The sequence below is a fragment of the Streptomyces sp. NPDC039430 genome (assembly GCF_055639435.1).
In genome coordinates this window covers 108,748-128,169 of record NZ_JBVKAK010000011.1, presented here as the reverse complement: position 1 = coordinate 128,169, position 19,422 = coordinate 108,748, and the positions used below count along the sequence as shown (strand labels likewise).

16 protein-coding genes are annotated in these 19,422 nt (G+C 70.6%); 3 read left to right on the top strand and 13 right to left on the bottom strand.

The features are described from left to right. Positions 1 to 70: 70 nt before the first annotated feature. From mmsB to ACZ7LS_RS26200, 6 genes are all read right to left on the bottom strand, one after another. Positions 71 to 1,321: a multiple monosaccharide ABC transporter permease gene (mmsB, locus tag ACZ7LS_RS26225; RefSeq protein WP_382670870.1), complete on the bottom strand. Its 1,251-nt coding sequence runs from the start codon at positions 1,319 to 1,321 to the stop codon at positions 71 to 73. 5 nt (positions 1,322 to 1,326) lie between these two features. Next, entirely contained in the window at positions 1,327 to 2,886 is a 1,560-nt protein-coding gene (mmsA, locus tag ACZ7LS_RS26220; RefSeq protein WP_385134087.1) for a multiple monosaccharide ABC transporter ATP-binding protein, read from the bottom strand. After that, complete coding sequence (gene chvE / locus ACZ7LS_RS26215) at positions 2,883 to 3,989, bottom strand: multiple monosaccharide ABC transporter substrate-binding protein (RefSeq protein WP_382525989.1); 1,107 nt, start codon at positions 3,987 to 3,989, stop codon at positions 2,883 to 2,885. Before chvE ends, mmsA begins: the two co-directional genes overlap by 4 nt. A gap of 90 nt (positions 3,990 to 4,079) precedes the next feature. Then, positions 4,080 to 5,057, bottom strand: a complete 978-nt coding sequence (locus tag ACZ7LS_RS26210) for a hypothetical protein (RefSeq protein WP_385134084.1) — start codon at positions 5,055 to 5,057, stop codon at positions 4,080 to 4,082. Between the two features lie 47 nt (positions 5,058 to 5,104). After that, the gene (locus ACZ7LS_RS26205) at positions 5,105 to 6,163 is read right to left on the bottom strand and encodes a zinc-dependent alcohol dehydrogenase (protein ID WP_385134081.1); all 1,059 of its coding nucleotides are present in this window, start codon (positions 6,161 to 6,163) and stop codon (positions 5,105 to 5,107) included. Continuing rightward, the gene (locus ACZ7LS_RS26200) at positions 6,160 to 7,323 is read right to left on the bottom strand and encodes a mandelate racemase/muconate lactonizing enzyme family protein (protein ID WP_382670860.1); all 1,164 of its coding nucleotides are present in this window, start codon (positions 7,321 to 7,323) and stop codon (positions 6,160 to 6,162) included. The genes ACZ7LS_RS26205 and ACZ7LS_RS26200 overlap by 4 nt, the downstream gene beginning before the upstream one ends. A gap of 164 nt (positions 7,324 to 7,487) precedes the next feature. Here ACZ7LS_RS26200 and ACZ7LS_RS26195 point away from each other — a divergent pair, with 164 nt between their 5' ends. Further along, positions 7,488 to 8,258: an IclR family transcriptional regulator gene (locus tag ACZ7LS_RS26195; RefSeq protein ID WP_382525996.1), complete on the top strand. Its 771-nt coding sequence runs from the start codon at positions 7,488 to 7,490 to the stop codon at positions 8,256 to 8,258. A gap of 109 nt (positions 8,259 to 8,367) precedes the next feature. Next, entirely contained in the window at positions 8,368 to 8,820 is a 453-nt protein-coding gene (locus ACZ7LS_RS26190) for a YchJ family protein (protein ID WP_382874317.1), read from the top strand. A gap of 78 nt (positions 8,821 to 8,898) precedes the next feature. On the opposite strand, the gene ACZ7LS_RS26185 is transcribed toward ACZ7LS_RS26190, so the two are convergent. From ACZ7LS_RS26185 to ACZ7LS_RS26165, 5 genes are all read right to left on the bottom strand, one after another. After that, the gene (locus ACZ7LS_RS26185; protein WP_382874315.1) at positions 8,899 to 9,687 is read right to left on the bottom strand and encodes a class I SAM-dependent methyltransferase; all 789 of its coding nucleotides are present in this window, start codon (positions 9,685 to 9,687) and stop codon (positions 8,899 to 8,901) included. Next, positions 9,684 to 10,316 carry a TIGR04282 family arsenosugar biosynthesis glycosyltransferase gene (locus tag ACZ7LS_RS26180; RefSeq protein ID WP_382526001.1) on the bottom strand — a complete coding sequence of 211 codons (633 nt, stop codon included), beginning with the start codon at positions 10,314 to 10,316 and terminating at the stop codon, positions 9,684 to 9,686. Before ACZ7LS_RS26180 ends, ACZ7LS_RS26185 begins: the two co-directional genes overlap by 4 nt. Beyond that, positions 10,313 to 11,056, bottom strand: a complete 744-nt coding sequence (locus ACZ7LS_RS26175) for a glycosyltransferase family 2 protein (protein WP_382874310.1) — start codon at positions 11,054 to 11,056, stop codon at positions 10,313 to 10,315. Before ACZ7LS_RS26175 ends, ACZ7LS_RS26180 begins: the two co-directional genes overlap by 4 nt. A 92-nt stretch (positions 11,057 to 11,148) precedes the next feature. Further along, positions 11,149 to 12,291, bottom strand: a complete 1,143-nt coding sequence (locus ACZ7LS_RS26170) for an NAD-dependent epimerase/dehydratase family protein (RefSeq protein ID WP_385134075.1) — start codon at positions 12,289 to 12,291, stop codon at positions 11,149 to 11,151. Positions 12,292 to 12,393: 102 nt separating this feature from the next. Beyond that, positions 12,394 to 13,464, bottom strand: coding sequence for an ATP-dependent DNA ligase (locus ACZ7LS_RS26165; protein ID WP_385134071.1), 1,071 nt, complete (start codon positions 13,462 to 13,464; stop codon positions 12,394 to 12,396). A 74-nt stretch (positions 13,465 to 13,538) separates the two neighbouring features. Here ACZ7LS_RS26165 and ligD point away from each other — a divergent pair, with 74 nt between their 5' ends. After that, positions 13,539 to 14,552 carry a non-homologous end-joining DNA ligase gene (ligD, locus tag ACZ7LS_RS26160; protein ID WP_382526009.1) on the top strand — a complete coding sequence of 338 codons (1,014 nt, stop codon included), beginning with the start codon at positions 13,539 to 13,541 and terminating at the stop codon, positions 14,550 to 14,552. Between the two features lie 60 nt (positions 14,553 to 14,612). Here the strand turns inward: ligD and ACZ7LS_RS26155 are convergent, their stop codons facing one another. Both ACZ7LS_RS26155 and ACZ7LS_RS26150 read right to left on the bottom strand, forming a co-directional pair. Continuing rightward, positions 14,613 to 16,841, bottom strand: coding sequence for an OmpL47-type beta-barrel domain-containing protein (locus tag ACZ7LS_RS26155; RefSeq protein ID WP_382670839.1), 2,229 nt, complete (start codon positions 16,839 to 16,841; stop codon positions 14,613 to 14,615). Beyond that, positions 16,838 to 19,318 (bottom strand): ThuA domain-containing protein, encoded by a 2,481-nt coding sequence (locus tag ACZ7LS_RS26150; RefSeq protein ID WP_382526012.1) that lies wholly within the window; start codon positions 19,316 to 19,318, stop codon positions 16,838 to 16,840. Before ACZ7LS_RS26150 ends, ACZ7LS_RS26155 begins: the two co-directional genes overlap by 4 nt. Between the last annotated feature and the right edge of the window lie 104 nt (positions 19,319 to 19,422).

The window sequence follows — 19,422 nt, the reverse complement described above, 5'->3', positions numbered from 1 at the left end:
GCGTCGCAGCACTATTCAGGTGTGCTGCGGCGCCGCGCGTACGTTTCGAGTGCTCCGCGCGTGGTGTGTCTCAGGCGCCCACGCGGCGCTTGTTCCAGACGTCGAAGCCGACCGCCGCGAGCAGCACCAGCCCCTTGATGACCTGTTGGTAGTCCGTGCCGATGCCCACGAGCGACATGCCGTTGTTGAGCACGCCGAGCACCAGCCCGCCGATGATCGCGCCGAGGACCGTGCCGACACCACCGCTCATCGACGCGCCGCCGATGAACGCGGCGGCGATGGCCTCCAGTTCGAAGTTGATCCCGGCCTGGGGCACCCCCGCGTTGAGGCGGGCCGCGTAGACGATGCCGGCCAGCGCGGCCAGTACGCCCATATTCACGAAGACGAGGAACGTGACCCGCTTGTCCTTGACGCCGGACAGCTTCGCCGCGGCCTGATTGCCGCCGAGCGCGTACACATGACGGCCGACGACGGCGTTGCGCATCACAAAGCCGAAGCCGATCAGCAGCGCCGCGAGCAGCAGCAGGACGACCGGCACCCCGCGGTAGCTGGCCAGCGTCATCGTGAAGGCGAGTACGGCGGCGGCGAGCGCCACGCACTTGACGAGGAAGAGATTGCGGGGGAGCACCTCCAGGTCGTACGCCCGCTGCCGGCGCCGGTCCCTGAACTCCTGGAACAGCGCGAACGCCAGCAGCGCCAGCCCCATCAGCAGCGTCAGATTGTGGTAGTTGGTGGCCGGGCCGATCTCGGGGAGATAGCCGGTCGAGATCTTCTGGAAGCCCTCGGGGAACGGGCCGAGCGAGCGCGACCCCAGGAAGATCTGCGTACCGCCGCGGAACAGCAGCATCCCGGCGAGTGTCACGATGAACGACGGAATGCCGACGTACGCGATCCAGAACCCCTGCCAGGCCCCGGCGACCGCCCCGATGAGCAGCCCGAGGACCAGCGCGAGCACCCAGGGGATGTCGTGCTCGACCATCATCACCGCGCAGGCCGCGGAGACGAACGCGGCCAGCGAGCCGACCGAGAGATCGATATGGCCCGCGATGATGACGATCATCATCCCGATGGCGAGGACCAGGATGTAGCTGTTCTGGAGCACCAGATTGGTGACGTTGTTCGGCTTGAGCAGGACGCCGTCGGTCCAGATCTCGAACAGGACGACGATCAGGCCGAGCGCGATCAGCATCCCGTACTGCCGCATATTGCGGCGCGCGGCGTCCAGCAGGAGTGCCCCCGTACCGCTCCGCCCGGACGGGGGCGACGGTGGGGATTCCTTCGGTGTGTCGCCCTTCGGCGCATCGGTGGTGACCGGACCCATGTCGACTACCTCGTGTTCTTGGTCATGTGACGCATCAGGACTTCCTGGGTCGCTTCCGCCCGTGGGATCTCACCGGTCAGCCGGCCCGCCGCCATCGTGTAGACGCGGTCGCACATGCCGAGCAGTTCGGGGAGTTCGGAGGAGATGAAGATGACGGCCTTGCCCTCGGCGGCGAGCCGGTCGATGACGGTGTAGATCTCGTACTTCGCGCCGACGTCGATGCCGCGCGTGGGTTCGTCGAGGATCAGCACCTCGGGTCCCGCGAAGATCCATTTGCCGAGGACGACCTTCTGCTGGTTGCCGCCCGACAGCCTGCCGACCTGTTCGAAGACCGTCGGCGCCTTGATGTTCATGCTCGTGCGGTACGACTCGGCGACCCGTGTCTCCTCGTGCTCGTCGACCACCCCGCGGCTGGCGACCTTCGACAGGGCGCTCAGGGTGATGTTGCGGCCGATGGTGTCGATGAGGTTGAGCCCGTACCGCTTGCGGTCCTCGGTGACGTACGCGATGCCGTGCGCGACGGCCTCCGGCACCGTCCGCGTACCGATCTCGCGGCCGTCCTTGAGTACGGTCCCGCTGATGTTCCGGCCGTACGAGCGGCCGAAGACGCTCATCGCCAGTTCGGTGCGGCCCGCGCCCATCAGCCCCGCGATCCCGACGATCTCGCCTCTGCGGACCTGGACCGAGACGCCGTCGACGACCTTGCGCTGCTGGTCGATCGGGTGGTGCACCGTCCAGTCGCGTACCTCCAGCGCGGGGTGGGCGCCCGGATCGCCCTCGTAGGGGGTGCGTTCGGGGAAGCGGTGGTCGAGATCGCGGCCGACCATGCCCCGGATGATCCGGTCCTCGGTGGTCGATCCGGCCCACACATCGAGGGTCTCGATGGTCCGGCCGTCCCGCAGGATCGTGACGGAGTCGGCCACCTCGGCTATCTCGTTCAGCTTGTGCGAGATGATGATCGAGGTGATGCCCTGCTCCTTCAACTCCCTTATCAGCCGCAGGAGCCGGGCGCTGTCGCCGTCGTTGAGCGCGGCGGTCGGCTCGTCCAGGATCAGCAGCCTCACCTTCTTCGCGAGCGCTTTCGCGATCTCCACGAGCTGCTGCTTGCCGACCCCGATATCGGCGACCCGGGTCTGCGGGCGCTCGTCCAGACCCACCCGCCTGAGCAGCGAAGCCGCGTGCCCGAGGGTGTCGTGCCAGCTGATGAAGCCACGGGTGGCGTGCTCGTTGCCGAGGAAGATGTTCTCCGCGATCGACAAGTAGGGGATCAGGGCCAGTTCCTGATGGATGATCACAATGCCCCGGTCCTCACTGGCCCTGATGTCCCGGAAGGCGCAGGGAGAGCCCTCGAAGAGGATCTCGCCCTCGTAACTGCCGTGCGGATGCACCCCGCTGAGCACCTTCATGAGCGTCGACTTGCCCGCGCCGTTCTCTCCGCAGACGGCGTGCACCTCGCCCCGGGCGACCGTGAGGCTGACACCGGAGAGCGCCCTGACCCCCGGGAAGGTCTTCACGATGGAGCGCATCTCCAGGACCGGAGCCGGCCCGCCGGTGTGGGCGCTCATGTCAGGTCACTCGCCTTGATGTAACCGGAATCGACCAGCTCCGCCCGGTAGTTGGACTTGTCGACGCTGACCGGGTCCAGCAGATACGCCGGGACGACCTTCACCTCGTTGTCGTAGGTCTTCTCGTCATTGACCTCCGGCTTCTTGTCGTGGAGTACGGCGTCCGCCATCCGCACGGCCTGTTCGGCGAGCGCGCGGGTGTCCTTGTAGACGGTCTGCGTCTGCTGGCCCGCGATGATCGACTTGATCGAGGCGACCTCCGCGTCCTGCCCGGTGACCAGCGGATACGGCTGGGCGGCCGTACCGTAACCGTCCGACTTGAGCGCCGACAGGATGCCGATGGAGATGCCGTCGTACGGCGAGAGCACCGCGTCCACCCGCTGCGAGCCGTACGCCCCGGTCAGCAGGTCGTCCATCCGCTTCTGCGCGGTGCCACCGTCCCAGCGCAGGGTGGTGACCTGGTCCAGCCTGGTCTGGCCGCTCCGTACGACGAGCTGCTTCCTGTCGATGAACGGCTTGAGGGTCTTCCACGCGCCGTCGAAGAAGTACCGGGTGTTGTTGTCGTCCGGCGATCCGGCGAACAGCTCGATGGTGAACGGGCCCTTCTCGCCGCCGTCCCGCAGACCCAGCTTGTCGAGGAGATACGTGGCCTGGAGGACGCCGACCTTCTCGTTGTCGAAGGACGCGTAGTAGTCGACGTTCTCCGTGCCGAGGATCAGCCGGTCGTACGAGATCACCTCGATGTCCCGGTCGGCCGCCTGCTGGAGGACATCGCTGAGGGCCCGGCCGTCGATGGCGGCGATCACCAGGACGTCCACCCCCTTGGTGATCATGTTCTCGATCTGGGCGACCTGCTGGGCAACGTTGTCCTCGCCGTACTGGAGATTGGTCTTGTAACCCAGCTTCTCGAACTGGGCGACCATGTTCGCGCCGTCGGCTATCCAGCGCTCGGACGACTTGGTCGGCATCGCGATGCCGATGGTGGAGCCCCCGCTGTCCTTCGTGTCGTCCTTGCTGCCGCCCTCACCGCTCTGCCCGCAGGCGGCGAGCGAGAGGACCAGCGATACGGCGGTGACGGCGAGTGCGGCTCGGCGAGTGCGCATGGAGGCATCAGTCCTTGTCTGGGATCGTGGCTGGTCCTGGGCATGACATGGCCGGGGTCATGAGGGGCCCTGGGCATGACGTGGTGGGGGTCATGACGGGTCCGGGGTCTGGGGGAAGCGGCTGAGCGGACCGGGCAGCCGGGAGCCGAGCGGCGACATCCCGCCGTCGGCGCCGTGCCGGATGAGCAGATCGAGGACGAGCCGGCCACGGCGCACCCGTTCACGGGCGCTGCTGAGGGCGGTGTCCCGCAACTGGGCGCCGTACGGATAGATTCCGGGCGCTTTCGACAGTCCGAACTTGAGATAGAGAGGGGCGCCGCGCCGGATCACCTCCGCCGTCTCGTACATCCGCACATAGCCGCCGAGGTCGTCGGGCGCCTCGATGTAGAGGTCCATCGGCGCGCGGCTCACCCGGCGGACCTCGCTGACATGCGCGAGCGCCACATCCGAGGGGATATTGATCGAGTCGGCGCCCAGCCGCTCGAACACCGCGTACGACGCCGGGTTGACCGGGCCGATCAGCGCCGACACCTTGAACGTGGTGTCGGCGGGCAGCACGCCCCGGGCACGCAGCCGGTGCAGGGTCCACAGCACGCCCTCGTCCGCGACGAGCAGACACCTCACCCCGAGTCCGGTCGCGCGCAGGGCGTCCTCGACACAGCCGGCCAGGGCGTCATGGCCACGGGCGCGCGGTCCCGCGCCGCCGGAGTCCGTACGGGTCGAGCCGCCGGTGTCCCATGTCCCACGCGGCCCGGTGAACAGGCACAGCTCGATGTCGCGGGCCGCGCAGGCGCCGGCCATCTCGGTGATCTCGGCGTCGGAGAGCATCCAGACGCCGCTGCCCTGGCTGACGCGGTGGATGGGCACATCGAGACGGGCCGACTCCCTCAGGACCTCCGCCAGACTCTCGGGGCCCTCCACCGAGGGGATCTCGGTACGCCAGCGGCCACCGTCGGGGAAGGCGTGCGGGGAGGCGTCCACGGGGCGGGGTTCGGGCGCGGCCAGTCCGAGCGAGGCGAGCGCCGGGGCGCCGGGACGGCGGGGAGCGGGGGCTGATACGTCGGTCACGGACGAGTCCTCCGGTTCAGTGGTGCGCGTTGTCGTACGGATCCGGGTCAGGGGCGCAGCAGCACCTTCCCGGTGCCGGGAGCGCCGCCGCCGACCAGGGACACGGCCTCGCCGTACCGCTCCAGCGGGAACTCGTGGGTGATCAGCGGAGCCGGGGCCAGCAGCCCGGCGGTGAACGCCCGTACGGCGAAGGCCCAGGCGGCGGACGGCGCGCCGAAGACACCCCGTACCGTCAGCTGACGGAGTGTCAGCAGTACGGGGTCGATCCCGGTCGCGCCGGGGGTGAACATGCCGGTGAGCACCACCCGGCCGCCGCGCCGGGGCAGCAGACAGGACGAGGCCGCTGTGGACGGTGCCCCCGCGGTCTCCACCACCAGGTCGTACCGGCCGCCCAGCTCCTCGGCGTCCTCGGGGGTCCCGGTCAGCGTCGCGCCGAACTCCCGCGCCGGCAGGGACCGTTCGGTCCGCGGATCGAACACCGCCAGCTCGGCGGGGGAGGAGGCGGCGAGGAGCTGTACGGCGAGCAGCCCGAGCGTGCCCGCGCCCACGACCGCGATCCGCTCACCCGGCTCCGGGCGGCCGGACCGTACCGCGGCGGCCACGACGGCGGCCGGTTCCAGCAGGGCGGCTGCCCGCAGGTCCGTGTCATCGGCGAGCGGATGCAACAGCCGGGCGGGCACCACGACATGGTCGGCGAACGCGCCGGGAACGGTGAAGCCCGTCTCGTCGTAGCCGGTGGCGCACAGCGAGGTCTCACCGGCCCGGCACCGCGCGCAGGTCGCGCAGTACCGGAACCCCTCGGCGACCGTCGCGCGGCCGGTCAGCCGCGCGTCGACACCCTCGCCCACCGCGTCGACCGTCCCCGACCACTCATGACCGGGCGTCACCGGATAGCGCACATAGGCCGCGTCGCGATGGCCGTCGTACACCTCGCGGTCGCTCATGCAGATCCCGGCGGCGGCCACCCGTACCCGCACCTCGCCGGGGCCGGGGACGGGCACGGGGCCGCTCACCAGCCGGTGGACGCCGGGCCGGTCGACGACGATCGCCCGGCCGGTCGCCGCGGCGCCGGTCCCCGCGCAACCGCTCACCGCCGCGCCGGTCACCGGGGCGCCTTCGGGTCGCGCTTCTCCCAGCCCTCGGCCCACAGGTCGAACCGCGCGTGCTGCTGCGGGAATTCGGCCGCCGCCGCCACATCGAACTCGACCCCGAGGCCCGGCGCGTGCGACACCTCGAAACACCCTGTCCCGGGATCGACCTCCGGCGCGCCGGTGACGACCTTCTTGATCTCCGCGTCCGCGAAGTCATTGAAGTGCTCAAGGATCTTGAAGTTCGGTGTGCAGGCGGCCAGTTGCAGACTCGCGGCGGTCAGCACCGAACCGCCCACATTGTGCGGCGCGATCAGTGTGCAGTGCGTCTCGGCGGTCGCGGCCAGCTTCCGGGTCTCCAGGATGCCGCCGATGTGCCCCACGTCCGGCTGGATGATGTCGGCGGCCTGCGACTCGAACAGCTCGCGGAACTCGATCCGGTCATGGATCCGTTCACCGGTCGCGATCGGCAGATCGACCTTCCCCGCGACCTTCGCCAGCGCCTTGAGGTTCTCCGGCGGCACCGGCTCCTCCAGCCAGGCCGGGGCGTACGGCGCCAGCTCGCGCGCCAGCCGTACGGCGGTCGACGGGCTGAACCGGCCGTGCATCTCCAGCATCAGCTCCGCGTCGGGCCCGATCGCGTCCCGCACCGCCTCGATCAGCGCCACCGCCTCGTTCGACGCCGCCCGGTCCAGCTCGAAGTGGCCGGTGCCGAACGGGTCGATCTTCAGGGCCCGGTAGCCGCGCGCGATCACCGCCTCGGCCGCCTCGTGGTACGCCTCGGGGGTCCGTTCCGTGGTGTACCAGCCATTGGCGTACGCCTTGACCCGGTCCGTGACCTTGCCACCGAGCAACTGCCACACCGGCACGCCCAGCGCCTTGCCCTTGATGTCCCAACAGGCCATCTCCACAACGGCGATGCCCGACATCACGATCTCGCCGGCCCGCCCGTAGTCGCCGTACTTCATCCGCCGTACGAGATCCTCGACGGCGAACGGGTCCGAGCCCTGGATGTGGTTGGCCTCGGCCTCGCGCAGATAGCCGAGCAGCGCGTCCGTCCTGCCGAGCATCCGGGTTTCGCCGACCCCGGTGAGCCCTTCGTCCGTACGAACAAGGACATACGTGAGGTTACGCCACGGCGTACCGACCACGTGTGTGCTGATTCCCGTGATGCGCACGGCAGTTGCCCCTCGTCTGTTCGATATTTCGTCACTCGTTCGAAATCGTGGCGTGACGCTATTCAGGCACTCCGAGGGTGTCAATGGGGCGGGCGACGGTTAGCCTTTGTTCGTGATTCCGGCCGCTGGCCGAAGTACCGAACAAGAGGGGTGGGTGAGCGATCGTGGGACGGCTGGTCCCCGCGGTGACGCGGGCCCTGGACATACTGGAACTGTTCCTGGACGGTGACGGCACGCTCTCCGCGCCCGATGTCATCAGGAGACTCCAACTCCCGCGCACCACCGCGCACGAACTGCTCACCACGCTCGCGGCCCGCTCGTATCTGGCGGCGGTCCCGGGGCAGCCAGGCCGCTACCGGCTCGGTGTGCGCTCCTACCAACTCGGCAGCAGATACGCGGAACAGCTCGATCTCGCCGCCGAGGGCGGGCATGTCGCCCGCGAGATCGCCGAGACGTGCGACGAGACCGTGCATGTCGCGATCCTGGAGGAGACCGACGTCATCTACATCGCGAAGGTGGACTCCACCCACGCGGTCAGGATGGTCTCGGCGGCCGGCCGCCGGCTGCCCGCCCACTGCACCTCGGTCGGCAAGATGCTGCTCGCCTCACTGCCCGGCGCCGAGCTGGAGAACCGTATCGCCGGGCGTGAGTTCACCGCGATGACGCCCGCCAGCATCACCGATCCTGAGGTGCTGCGGGCGGAGCTGGCGGAGATCAGGGAGCGCGGCGTCGCCGTCGAGCACCGCGAGTCCAACCCCGATGTGAGCTGTGTGGCGGCGCCGGTACGGGACAGCGCGGGCCGGGTGGTCGCGGCCCTGTCCATCTCCGTACCGATGATCCGGTGGAGCGACGCGCGCGAGGAGGAGCTCGCCCGGCTCGCCGTGAAGGGCGCGGGCGCGCTCTCGGCACGGCTCGGTCACCGCGGGCGGCGATGAGCCGGCGGTGAGCGGACGGTGACGGGGAAGGGCGAACGCGCCGGCGCGACCAGCCCCTGTGGGGCGGCCCTGTGTGAGGCGCACGGGATCGTGCGGTGAGAATGAGTACATGGCCCGACGTCCCGCTCGCCCCAGCCGTCCCGCTCGCCCCGCCCGCCCCAGCCGGTCGGGCAGGTCCGCCGTCACCGCCGACTCGCCCTGCCCCTGCGGGCTGGACGCCGCCTACGGCGCGTGCTGCGGACGCTTCCACGCCGGCCCCGCCACCGCGCCCACCGCCGAGCTGCTGATGCGCTCCCGCTACAGCGCCTTCGCCGTCCGCGACGCGGCGTATCTGCTCCGCTCCTGGGACCCGGCGACCCGCCCGCCGGCCGTCGATCTCGATCCCGCGACGCGATGGACGGGCCTGGAGATCCTCGACACCACCGACGGCAGCCCGTTCCACACCACGGGCACGGTCACCTTCCGGGCCCATTTCACCCAGCCGGGTGGTCCGGATGTCGTGGAGGAGCGCAGCCGGTTCGCGCGCCACGACGGCGCCTGGGTGTACGTGGATCACGCCTGAGGCGGAGCGGTGGCCACCGCTGGGGATACCCGGCGCGTGTCGCTCCCGGTGCGTCCGGGCGCCGGCCGGGAACGGGTTCTACGGGGTGTGCGCCTCGTGCGCGGCGCCGTGGTCAGGACGTTCCAGCGTGACGAAGCGGCGGCCCGCCGCCGTCCACTGCTCGGACGGGGCCCAGCCCGTCGCGCGGGCGTGCCGTATGAGCGCGCGGGAGCCCACCCGGGCCCACGAGAACGCCTCGCCCGGGGCGCCGTTGCCGTTGTCGACCCGTACCCGCACGCGCTCGTCCAGCTCGGCGTCCATCCCGGCAGCGGCCGTCTCGACGATCAGTGAACCGGCCCTGCCGACCACCCCCGCGAGCCGGGCGAGCAGCGCCAGTGGGTCCCCGCCGATACCGATGTTGCCGTCCATGAGCAGCGCGGTGTGCCAGCCGCCCTCGCGCGGCAGCGGATCGAACACCGACCGCACCAGCGCGCTGCCGCCCGCGCGCACGGCGTGCGCCACGGCCGCAGGGCTGATGTCGATGCCCAGGGAAGGGCGGCCCCGGGACGCCAGCGCCGCCACGAGCCTGCCGGGTCCGCAGCCGATGTCGAGCACGCTGCCCCGGCAGCGTTCGAGCACCGTCAGATCCGCGCTGTCGGGCTCCGCGCACCAGCGCTCCACCTCCAGCGGCAGCAGCCAGCCGTCGGCGCGCCGCAGGAAGAGCGGGCCGCGGCCGGTGCGCAGCGCGTCGGTGTACGGGTCCGCCTGCCAGGGCGCCGTACGGCGCTGCCGCAGGGCGCCCGCCGCGGACGACCGGGGCGGCGCCGGGGCGGCGGCCTGGGTGCGGGCCCGAGCCTGGGCCTGGGCGGTGGTCTCGGCGGTGGTCATCGCGCCCCGGCCCCGGCGAGCCGCCCGAGCGCCGCGGCGAACCGGCTGTCCGGTGCCTCGGCCGCGACCAGCGAGGCGTCCCGCGCGGTGTCGACATCGCGCAACGGCGGCAGATCCCGTACGGCGAGTCCCGCCTCCAGCAGCCGGGCGCGCTGTACGGCCCCGGTCTCGGGTACGGACATCGGTACGCCCAGCAACAGCGCGGGATCCGGCGCGGCGAGACCGAGCGCCCAGAACCCGCCGTCCAGCGCGGGCCCGAACCACGCGTCACAGCCCCGCCACGCGTCCGGCGCGAGCGCGGGGGCCAGCAGCTCCGGGGTGAGCTGCGGGGTGTCCATCCCGACGAGCAGGGCGGGCCCCGTACAGAGTCCGAAGGCGGCGGCAAGCCGCTCGTCCAGGCCGCCGCCCGACTGCGGTATGACCTCGATCCCGGCCGGCAGCCAGTCCCCCGGAACACCGTCCAGGACGAGCAACCGCCGTCGTACGGGCGCGGCCAGAACCGCCGCGAGCGTGTCGCACAGCGCCGCCTCCGCGAGCAGCGCCGCCTCCTCCGGCCGGAAGGGAGGTGTGAGCCGCGTCTTGACGCGCCCGGCCACGGGCGCCTTCGCCAGCACGAGGAGAGTGGTCATCGGACACCCGTCCGGCTCGTCCCGCCCCGCCCGGCGCGCGGACCGTCGCCCGCCCGCCCGGCCGGTGGCTCCGCCAGCACTCCGCGCATGTCGTGCACGGCCTGCCAGGTGCCGCGCCAGGTGCCGGTCACCTTCGACCTGCCGGTGCGCGGCAGATACGGCACGTCACGTTCCACCACCCGCCAGCCCGCGTCGGCCGCTCGTACGACCATCTGGAGCGGGTAGCCGCTGCGCCGGTCCGTGAGGCCGAGGCCGAGCAGAGCCTCGCGGCGCGCCGCGCGCAGGGGGCCGAGGTCCCGCAGCCGTAGACCGGTTCTGCGGCGCAGCATCCGGGCCAGCGCCAGATTCCCGGCCCGCGCGTGGGCGGGCCAGGCTCCGCCTGTCCGCGGCCGGCGGCGGCCCAGCACCAGATCGGCCCGGCCCGCCGCGATCTCCGCCACGAAGGCGGGCAGCAGTCCGGGGTCGAGGGAGGCGTCGCAGTCGCAGAAGCAGACGAACTCCGCCTCGGCCGCGAGCAGTCCGGCGTGGCAGGCGGCTCCGAAGCCGCGCCGCGGTTCACGCACCACCCTCGCGCCCAGCCCGGCGGCGATCTCCGCCGAGCCGTCGGAGGAGCCGTTGTCGACGACGATCGCGCGCCAGCCGTCCGGCATGTGCTCAAGCACCCAGGGCAGGGCGAGGGCCTCGTCGAGACAGGGGAGTACGACGTCAACCGTCGTGGGTTCGGAGGGGGTCACGTCCATCACCGTATGAATTCGGGAACCGACAAAAGGGATGTGAGGCCTTACGAAACACGGACATCCTCGGGGCGGCGACCGGCCCCGGGCCGTTCGGGTCACAACGCGCGGACCGCGCCGGGGTCGTCGAGGGACCGGCCCGGGGCGCCGTGCCGCTCCGGGCCGTACGTACACGGCGGTCGGCGGACCGCGACCGCTCGCTGGCCCGCCGCGGCGAACTCCGCCATGCCCTCCGCGAATCCGACCGACGGCCGCCAGCCCAGCTCCGTCCTGAGCCGCTCCGACGACGCCGTGATGTGCCGGACGTCGCCCAGCCGGTACTCCCCGGTGACCACCGGCTCCGGGCCGCCGTGCGCCGCCGCCAGCGCCCCGGCCATCTCGCCGACCGTGTGCGGCTCTCCGCTGCCCGTGTTGAACGCGCTCAGCGTGCCGGACTCCCGGACCCGTACGGCGCTCAGTGCCAGCGCGTTCGCCGACGCCACATCCCGGACATGGACGAAGTCGCGGCGCTGCCCGCCGTCCTCGAAGACCCGCGGCGCCTCGCCCCGCGCGAGCGAGGAGCGGAAGAACGAGGCGACCCCCGCGTACGGGGTGTCGCGCGGCATCCCCGGTCCGTACACATTGTGGTAGCGCAGCGAGACGGCCCGGCCGCCGGTGGCCCGCGCCCAGGCCGCCGCCAGATGCTCCTGGGCCAGCTTCGTCGCCGCGTACACATTGCGCGGGTCCGTGGCCGCGTCCTCGCCGATCAGCCCCGGCGTCAACTCCGCGCCGCAGGACGGGCAGCCGGGCTCGAAGCGCCCGGCGTCCAGGTCCGCCACGGTCCGCGGGCCCGGCGCGACCCGGCCGTGCCGGGGGCAGTCGTAGCGGCCCTCGCCGTAGACGACCATCGACCCGGCCAGCACCAGATCCAGGACACCCGCCTCCGCCATGGCCGCGAGCAGTACGGACGTGCCCAGATCGTTGCAGCTCACATAGGCGGGGGCGTCCGCGAAGTCCTTGCCGAGCCCGACCATCGCGGCCTGGTGGCACACCGCGTCCACACCGCGCAGGGCGTCGGCGAGGGCCGCCCCGTCCCGTACGTCGGCGTGGATCCACTCCGCCTCCGGGGGACGCGGTGGTGGGACGGGGTGCGCCGAGGGCAGCAGGGCGTCCAGGACGACGGGCCGATGGCCGAAGGAGCCGAGGGCGGAGACGATGTGCGAGCCGATGAAGCCCGCGCCTCCGGTGACGAGTACGCGCATGACGGGGACGCTATGCGGCGCCGGGCCGCCACGCGCGGACACGCGCCGGGGCGTCACAGGTCCGTAAGATCGCGGCGCTCGTACGGACCCGTGCCCCGGCGCTCAGTGGCCGGGTGACCGCAGCACCTCCGCCAGGTCGTACCGCACGGGCTCCTCCAGCTGCGCGTACGTACAGCTCGCCGGCGTACGGTCGGGCCGCCAGCGGCGGAACTGCGCCGTGTGCCGGAACCGGTCGCCCTCCATATGGTCGTACGCGACCTCGCACACCCGCTCCGGCCGCAGCGGCAGCCACGACAGATCCTTCGTACCGGACCAGCGGCTCGGCGCGCCCGGCAGCCGGGCGCTCTCATGCGCCGACTCCTCCGCCCACGCGGCCCACGGATGGCCCTCCGCCGACTCCATGCGCAGCGGCGCCAGTTCCTCGACCAGCTCCGCCCGGCGCTTCATCGGGAACGCCGCGCACACCCCGACATGCTGGAGCGCGCCCGCCGGGTCGTACAGCCCCAGGAGCAGCGAGCCCACCACGGGACCGCTCTTGTGGTGGCGGTATCCGGCGACGACCACATCCGCCGTCCGTTCGTGCTTGATCTTGTACATGGACCGGGTGTCGGGCCGGTACGGCAGATCGAGGGGTTTGGCGATCACCCCGTCGAGACCGGCGCCCTCGTACCGCTCGAACCACCCCCGGGCCACCTCGATATCGCTCGTGGCGGGCGCCAGATACACCGGCGGATGGAGCGCGGCGAAGGCGGCCTCCAGCGCCTCCCTGCGCCGCGCCTGGGCGATGGCGATCAGCGAGGTGTCCCCGAGGGCCAGCACATCGAAGATCACGAAACTCGCCGGGGTCCGCTCGGCGAGGAGGTCCACCCGGGACTTGGCCGGATGGATGCGTTCGGTCAGCCGGTCGAAGTCCAGCCGGTCCTCATGGACGATCACGATCTCGCCGTCCACCACACAGCGTCCGGGCAGCTCGGCGCGCAGCGCAGTGACCAGCTCCGGGAAGTACCGCGTCAGCGGCTTCCCCGTCCGGCTGCCGATCACCACCTCGTCGCCGTCCCGGTGGACGATCGCCCGGAAGCCGTCCCACTTGGCCTCGTACTGCATCCCCGGCGGGATACGCGCCACGGACTTGGCGAGCATCGGTTTCACGGGAGGCATCACCGGCAGATCCATGCCCCGATTGTGCTCGGGAACAGCGGCCTCCGCCCGATATGCGCTCCGCGCGGGCCCGGCCTACCGTGGCGCACATGGGTGCAGCGGTGGAGCTGGAAGCGGGCGGCAGGGCCGTACGGCTGTCCAGCCCGGACAAGATCTACTTTCCCGAGCGCGGTTTCACCAAGCTGGACGTCGCGCGCTACTTCCTCGCCGTGGGGCCCGGCATCCTGCGCGCCCTGCGCGACCGGCCCACCACCCTGGAACGCTTCCCCGAAGGAGTCGGCGGCGAGTCCTTCTTCCAGAAGCGCGCGCCCAAGAACCTGCCCGACTGGATCCCCACCGCCCGTATCGACTTCCCCAGCGGCCGGTCGGCCGACGAGATCTGCCCGACGGAGGTCGGCGCCGTCCTCTGGGCGGCGAACCTCGGCTGTCTCACCTTCCACCCCTGGCCGGTGCGCAAGGGCCGCACCGACCACCCCGACGAGCTGCGCATCGACCTCGACCCGCAGCCCGGCACGGACTTCAAGGACGCGGTCGCGGCCGCCCACGAACTCCACGATTTCCTGGCGGAACAGGGGCTGCGGGGCTGGCCCAAGACCTCCGGAGGACGCGGCCTCCATGTGTTCGTACCGATCGAGCCGCGCTGGACCTTCACCGAGGTACGCCGGTGCGCCATCACCATCGGCCATGAACTGGAACGGCGGATGCCGGGCCGGGTGACCACCGCCTGGTGGAAGGAGGAGCGGGGCCGCCGGATCTTCGTCGACTACAACCAGACCGCCCGCGACCGCACCATCGCCTCCGCCTACTCCGTACGTCCCAAACCGCACGCGCCGGTCTCCGCGCCGCTGCGCTGGGACGAGCTGGACGACGTCGCCCCGCAGGACTTCGATCTGGCGACGATGCCGGTGCGCTTCACCGAAGTGGGCGATCTGCACGCCGAGATGGCCGACCGGCCGCACAGCCTGGAAGGGCTGCTGGAGCTGGCCGACCGGTACGAACGGGACCACGGCCTCGGGGACATGCCGTACCCGCCGGACTACCCGAAGATGCCGGGGGAGCCGAAGCGGGTCCAGCCGAGCCGGGCCAGGAAGGACGAACCGTAGACGCGGCTGTGCCCCCTCTCCACCGGAGAGGGGGCACAGCCGTGGTGCTGGATCCGCGGCCTACAGCTCCTGGATGCGGATGTTGCGGTACGAGATCACGTCCGTGGTGCCGTGGACCTGGAGCCCGACATAACCGGTGGCGTACCGCCGGCCGTCCGTGCCGGGGTCCCCACCGCGCTCCGGGTAGAAGGTCTGCCCGCCCACGTTGTCGAACTCATTGATCACGACACCGTTGCGCAGGATGGTGAAGTGCTGGTCGACCACGCGGATCTCGTAGTCGTTCCAGGTGCCCTTCGGCGTGACTCCCGCGCCGCCCAGGCCCACGCGGTCGAAGCCGTAGACCGAGCCGGTCTTGTACATGTCGCCATCGGGCCTGTCGAGGATCTGGATCTCGTGGCCGTAGTTGATGGCGACCCACTCCGGCCGGGATTCCTCCGGGTGGTCATGGACATTCGGGAAGCGGACGAAGACACCGCCGTTGGCGTTGCCGTTGCCCGGGGCGTCGTCGCGGAACTGGAGCTTCAGCGAGAAGTCGCCGTACTTGCGCTCCGGGAACCACAGCATGCCCATGCCCTCGACCGTGGTGCTGCTGGTGATCGCACCGTCGCCGGAGAGCGCGAACTTGCCGCCGCCGACCTGCTGCCACTTGGCGAGGGACGCCGCCGTGCCGTCGAAGAGATCGCGGTAGCCCTCGGTCTGTCCGGGCTTACCGATCTTGGACTGCTTGGCGGCCTTGGTGATCTTGTTGAACTCGCGCTGGTCGATGACGTTGTCGGCCAGCAGCTTGTCGAGCACCGAGTCGACGTGCTTGAGGAAGAGCGCCTGCGAGCTCCAGTCCTTCTCGTCCTCGATCAGCTCGTTGATCGTGCACCGGCTACGGGTCAGCCGGTTCGGCACACCCGTGTCGACCGCGCCGACGATGACCGTCAACCGCTCGTCGAACTCAGGGCAGTTGGGCGCCGGAACGCCGCCACCCTGCGCGATGGTGAACGACACCTGCTTGGCCTGCGCGGTGTTGCCCGCCTTGTCGGTCGCCCGGTACGCGAGGACGTGGTAGCCGACCTGGTCGACGATCACGGGCGTCGTGTACGCGAGGTACGGGCCGCCGTCGAGGGAGTACTCGACCTTGTCCACCCCGGACTCGGAGTCGGTCGCGGTGACGGTCGCCTTGGCGCTGGTGATGAACGCGCCGTTGGAGTTCTTGTCACCGGTCACGACCGCGCCCGTCACCGGCGCGGTGGTGTCCTGCGCCGGCGCCTCCACGACGGTGAAGTCGACGGACTTCTCGGCCGCCGCGTTGCCCGCCTTGTCGGTCGCGCGGTAGCGGACCTTGTGCGTGCCGGTCTCGTGCACCATCACCGGAGCGGTGTACCGCTGCCAGGCGCCGTCCCCGAGCGCGTACTCGATGGTGTTGACGCCGGAACCGGTGTCCGAGGCGGTGACGGTGACCGTGGCCATCGTCAGATAGTTGCCGTCCTCGTCCTTCTCGCCGCTCACGGTCGCCGAGGTCTCCGGCGGGGTCGTGTCATCGGTCGGCGGGACGACGACCTTGAAGGAGACGGACTTCTCCGCCGCCACGTTCCCCGACTGGTCGGTGGCCCGGTACCTGATCGTGTGGTCACCGACCTGGTCGATCACCACCGGAGCGGTGTACGGCTGCCACGGTCCGTCGGCGCCGACCGCGTACTCGGTCGTCGCCACCCCGGAACCCGAGTCGGTCGCCGTCACCGAGACGGTCGCGGAACCGACGTACGCGCCGTCGCCGTTCTGCTGCCCCTCCACCTTGGCGGCGGTCTCGGGAGCCGTGGTGTCCCCGGGCCCGACCTCGGTCACGGTGAGCACACCGGTCATCTGGCCGTGCCCCGGGATGGAGCAGTGGAAGCGGTACTTGCCCGGCGTCAGGTTGACCTCGGCGGTGTACTTGCCGCCGTTGGCGTCACTGGGGTTGGCCAGGATGTTCAGCTGGACGTCGTTGTTGTACTCGGGATCCGACACATCGAAGGTCAGCGTGTGCGGCATCCCGGTGGTGTTGCCGGTGGCCGCGCTGTTCTCGAAGACGATCGTGGTCGGCCCGGCCAGCGCGGTGGTCGGGAAGGACAGGTACTTGTCGATGGGGTCGCCGGCCGTCCAGGTCAGCACCTGGGCCGCGGCCGCCTTCCCGCCGTCCGTACGGTCGTCGGTACGCCCGTACGCTGCCGTCGAGGTCAGCCCGAGCACCATCAGGAACGCGCCCACCAGGGCCGTCCACAGGCGTAGAGGCCGGTGCCTCAGGAGAGATCGGTGTCTCACTGCGCCGCCTTCCTGACCAGGTTGTCGGCGGCCGGTGTCGCCGCGCCGCCCTTGTACGTCACGCGCCACAGCGCGGACTGGTTGTCCGAGGTGAAGAAGCCCCGCCCGTAGTCCAGGACATAGAGCGAGCCGTCCGGGGCGAACTTCCAGTCCATCAGGTTGCGGATACCGCCCTGACCGACCGGAATGATCTTCTTCAGCGACTCCGCGGTCACGGGCAGACCGCCCTTGCCGACGGTCTTCGGGTCCGTCACCACCGCGTGGCGCGGGCTGTCCGCGGCGTCGTAGAAGTCACCCACGAACCACTTGCCGTCCCAGTACTCCGGCCACTTCTCGGTGCTGGCGCTCTGCGCGTCGTACCGGTAGAGCGGGCCGTTCATGGTGGCCTGACCGCCGCCCTTGAGCCACGGCAGGAGGTACTTGGCCTCCTCCGCCTTGTAGCTGGGTACGCCGTTGGCGTCGCGCGGGTAGTCCGGGGCACCGCCCTGGGGCGAGTACCAGATGGTGTTGCCCGTGACGGGAGGCAGGTTCACCAGACCGTCGTTGTTGGGCGACTCGTTCTTCGGCGCGGCACAGTTGTACCAGCCGAGCGGCTTGGTCGGGTCGGGCAGATTACGGTCCCGGTAGGGCTGGTTGTTGCCCATGCAGAACGGCCAGCCGTGGTTGCCCGCCTTGGTGATCGCGGCGAACGTGTCGTACTTCGCCGGGCCCCAGACGGTGGACGGCGAACCGGCGTCAGGACCGACCCAGCCCGCGTACAGCGTGTCGGTCTTCTTGTCGATGGAGATACGTGCCGGGTTGCGCACGCCCATCACATAGATCTCGCCGCGGGTCTTGCCGCCGCCCTCGGCCTGCTCCTCGCCCGTGAAGAGGTTCCCCTCGGGCAGGGTGTACGTGCCGTCCGCCTCCGGGTGGATACGGAGGATCTTGCCGTTCAGGTTGTTGGTGTTGCCCGCGGTGCGGCGCGCGTCCGCGAAGGAGACACCCTTGTAGTTCGGCTGCGGGTTGTTGCCCGAGTAACCGTCGCTGAATCCGGACGAGTTGTTGTCGCCGGTCGCGATGTAGAGGTTGCCCTTGGAGTCCCAGGCCATGCCGCCGCCGGAGTGGCAGCAGCTGTTCACCTGCACCGGCCACTTCAGCAGGACCTTCTCGGAGGCGAGATCCAGCTTGTTGGTCGCCAGGTCCAGCGTGAAGCGGGAGACGCGGCGTTCCGCCATCCGGGTGTCACGGTTGAGCTGGGAGTGCGGGGTGTAGTGCAGATACACCCAGCCGTTGGTCTCGAAGGCGGGGTCCAGCTCGATACCGAGCAGCCCCTCCTCGACCTTGATCAGCTCGTCGCCGCCGCCCTTGTTGCCGAAGATCGTCAGCGCGCCCGCGAGCGTCACCTTCTTCGTCTTCGGGTCATAGACATGGATCTGGCCCAGACCCTTGCCGATGTTCGGGTCGGCCCAGCTGGTCACCACGGGGGCGCTGTTGTCGCCACCGCCGCGGCCGATGTAGAACACGCGGCCGTCGGGCGCCACGACCATGCCGTGCGGCTCGCCGATCTGGTCCTGCTGGCCCGCCTGGTTCGGCTGAGTGACGCGCTCCGCCTTGTAGTTGGAGTCGATCGTCGCCTTGCAGTCGGCGGCGGAGATACGGGTGGTCCACTGGAGCGCGCCGCGCAGATGGGCGCGGAAGTCGGTTTCGGCGTACGAGTCGGCCGTGCCGCCCATGCCGGTGTAGAAGGACCGGCCGCCGTCGTAGTCACGGCACCAGGAGATCGGGTGGTCGGTGCCGTTGGCGCCCGTGCCGGGCTTGTAGCTGGCCTCCCTGACGCGGGCGACCGTATGCACCTTGCCGGTCGGGTTGGTGGCCCAGTTGAGCCACTTGTCCGGCCGCTTCCACTCCAGCGGCAGACTCTTGGTGGCCGGGTTGACGCGGTCGCCGACCTCGACCGTCGCGCGCTGGACGGTGGTGGGGCTGGTCCCGGGACGCGCTCCGATCAGCCCGGTGAACCAGTCGGAGTACGGCTCCGTACGGGCCGCGTCATGAATACCGAGGAAGCCGCCACCGGCCTCCACATAGGCTTCGAGGCCCGCCTCCTGCTCGGGATCGAGCACATCGCCGCCGCCCGTGAGGAAGACGACCGCGTTGAACTTGCCGAGCCTCTTGGCGTTCGTGAAGACCGAACCGTCGTCCGTGGCCTCGGTCTTGAAGCGTCCGGCCGCGGGTCCGGTGAGACCGATCGCCTCGATCGCCTCGATACCGGCGTTGACGACCGGCGACTCCTCGGTGGCCGAGGCGTGGAAGACAAGGACCTTGACGTTCTCGCCGCCGGGCGGCGACGGAAGGGACAACGTTGTCGACGGCGGCTCCGGGTACGGCTTGGCCGTGGCGGCGGTACCGCCGAGCAGAGACGCCGCCATGGTGCCGGCCACCAGGGCCGCGGCCATCCCGCGCCTGGATCTCGACCGGTGACGTGGTGCGCGCTGCATGTGTTCACCCACCCCTCTTTGGTCACAGCAACAGCGCCTGAAGCTAGACCTCTTTCGTCAGTTCGCCAATAGGTACGACCGCAATCCCACCAACTTTGTCCTGA

Bases quoted from the DNA above. Each gene is read 5' to 3' on its own strand.
- ligD (WP_382526009.1), top strand. From the start codon at position 13,539: ATGGGTGCAGCGGTGGAGCTGGAAGCGGGCGGCAGGGCCGTACGGCTG.
- chvE (WP_382525989.1), bottom strand. From the start codon at position 3,989: ATGCGCACTCGCCGAGCCGCACTCGCCGTCACCGCCGTATCGCTGGTC.
- mmsB (WP_382670870.1), bottom strand. From the start codon at position 1,321: ATGGGTCCGGTCACCACCGATGCGCCGAAGGGCGACACACCGAAGGAA.
- mmsA (WP_385134087.1), bottom strand. From the start codon at position 2,886: ATGAGCGCCCACACCGGCGGGCCGGCTCCGGTCCTGGAGATGCGCTCC.
- ACZ7LS_RS26190 (WP_382874317.1), top strand. From the start codon at position 8,368: ATGGCCCGACGTCCCGCTCGCCCCAGCCGTCCCGCTCGCCCCGCCCGC.
- ACZ7LS_RS26180 (WP_382526001.1), bottom strand. From the start codon at position 10,316: ATGACCACTCTCCTCGTGCTGGCGAAGGCGCCCGTGGCCGGGCGCGTC.
- ACZ7LS_RS26175 (WP_382874310.1), bottom strand. From the start codon at position 11,056: ATGGACGTGACCCCCTCCGAACCCACGACGGTTGACGTCGTACTCCCC.
- ACZ7LS_RS26170 (WP_385134075.1), bottom strand. From the start codon at position 12,291: ATGCGCGTACTCGTCACCGGAGGCGCGGGCTTCATCGGCTCGCACATC.
- ACZ7LS_RS26150 (WP_382526012.1), bottom strand. From the start codon at position 19,318: ATGCAGCGCGCACCACGTCACCGGTCGAGATCCAGGCGCGGGATGGCC.
- ACZ7LS_RS26165 (WP_385134071.1), bottom strand. From the start codon at position 13,464: ATGGATCTGCCGGTGATGCCTCCCGTGAAACCGATGCTCGCCAAGTCC.
- ACZ7LS_RS26185 (WP_382874315.1), bottom strand. From the start codon at position 9,687: ATGACCACCGCCGAGACCACCGCCCAGGCCCAGGCTCGGGCCCGCACC.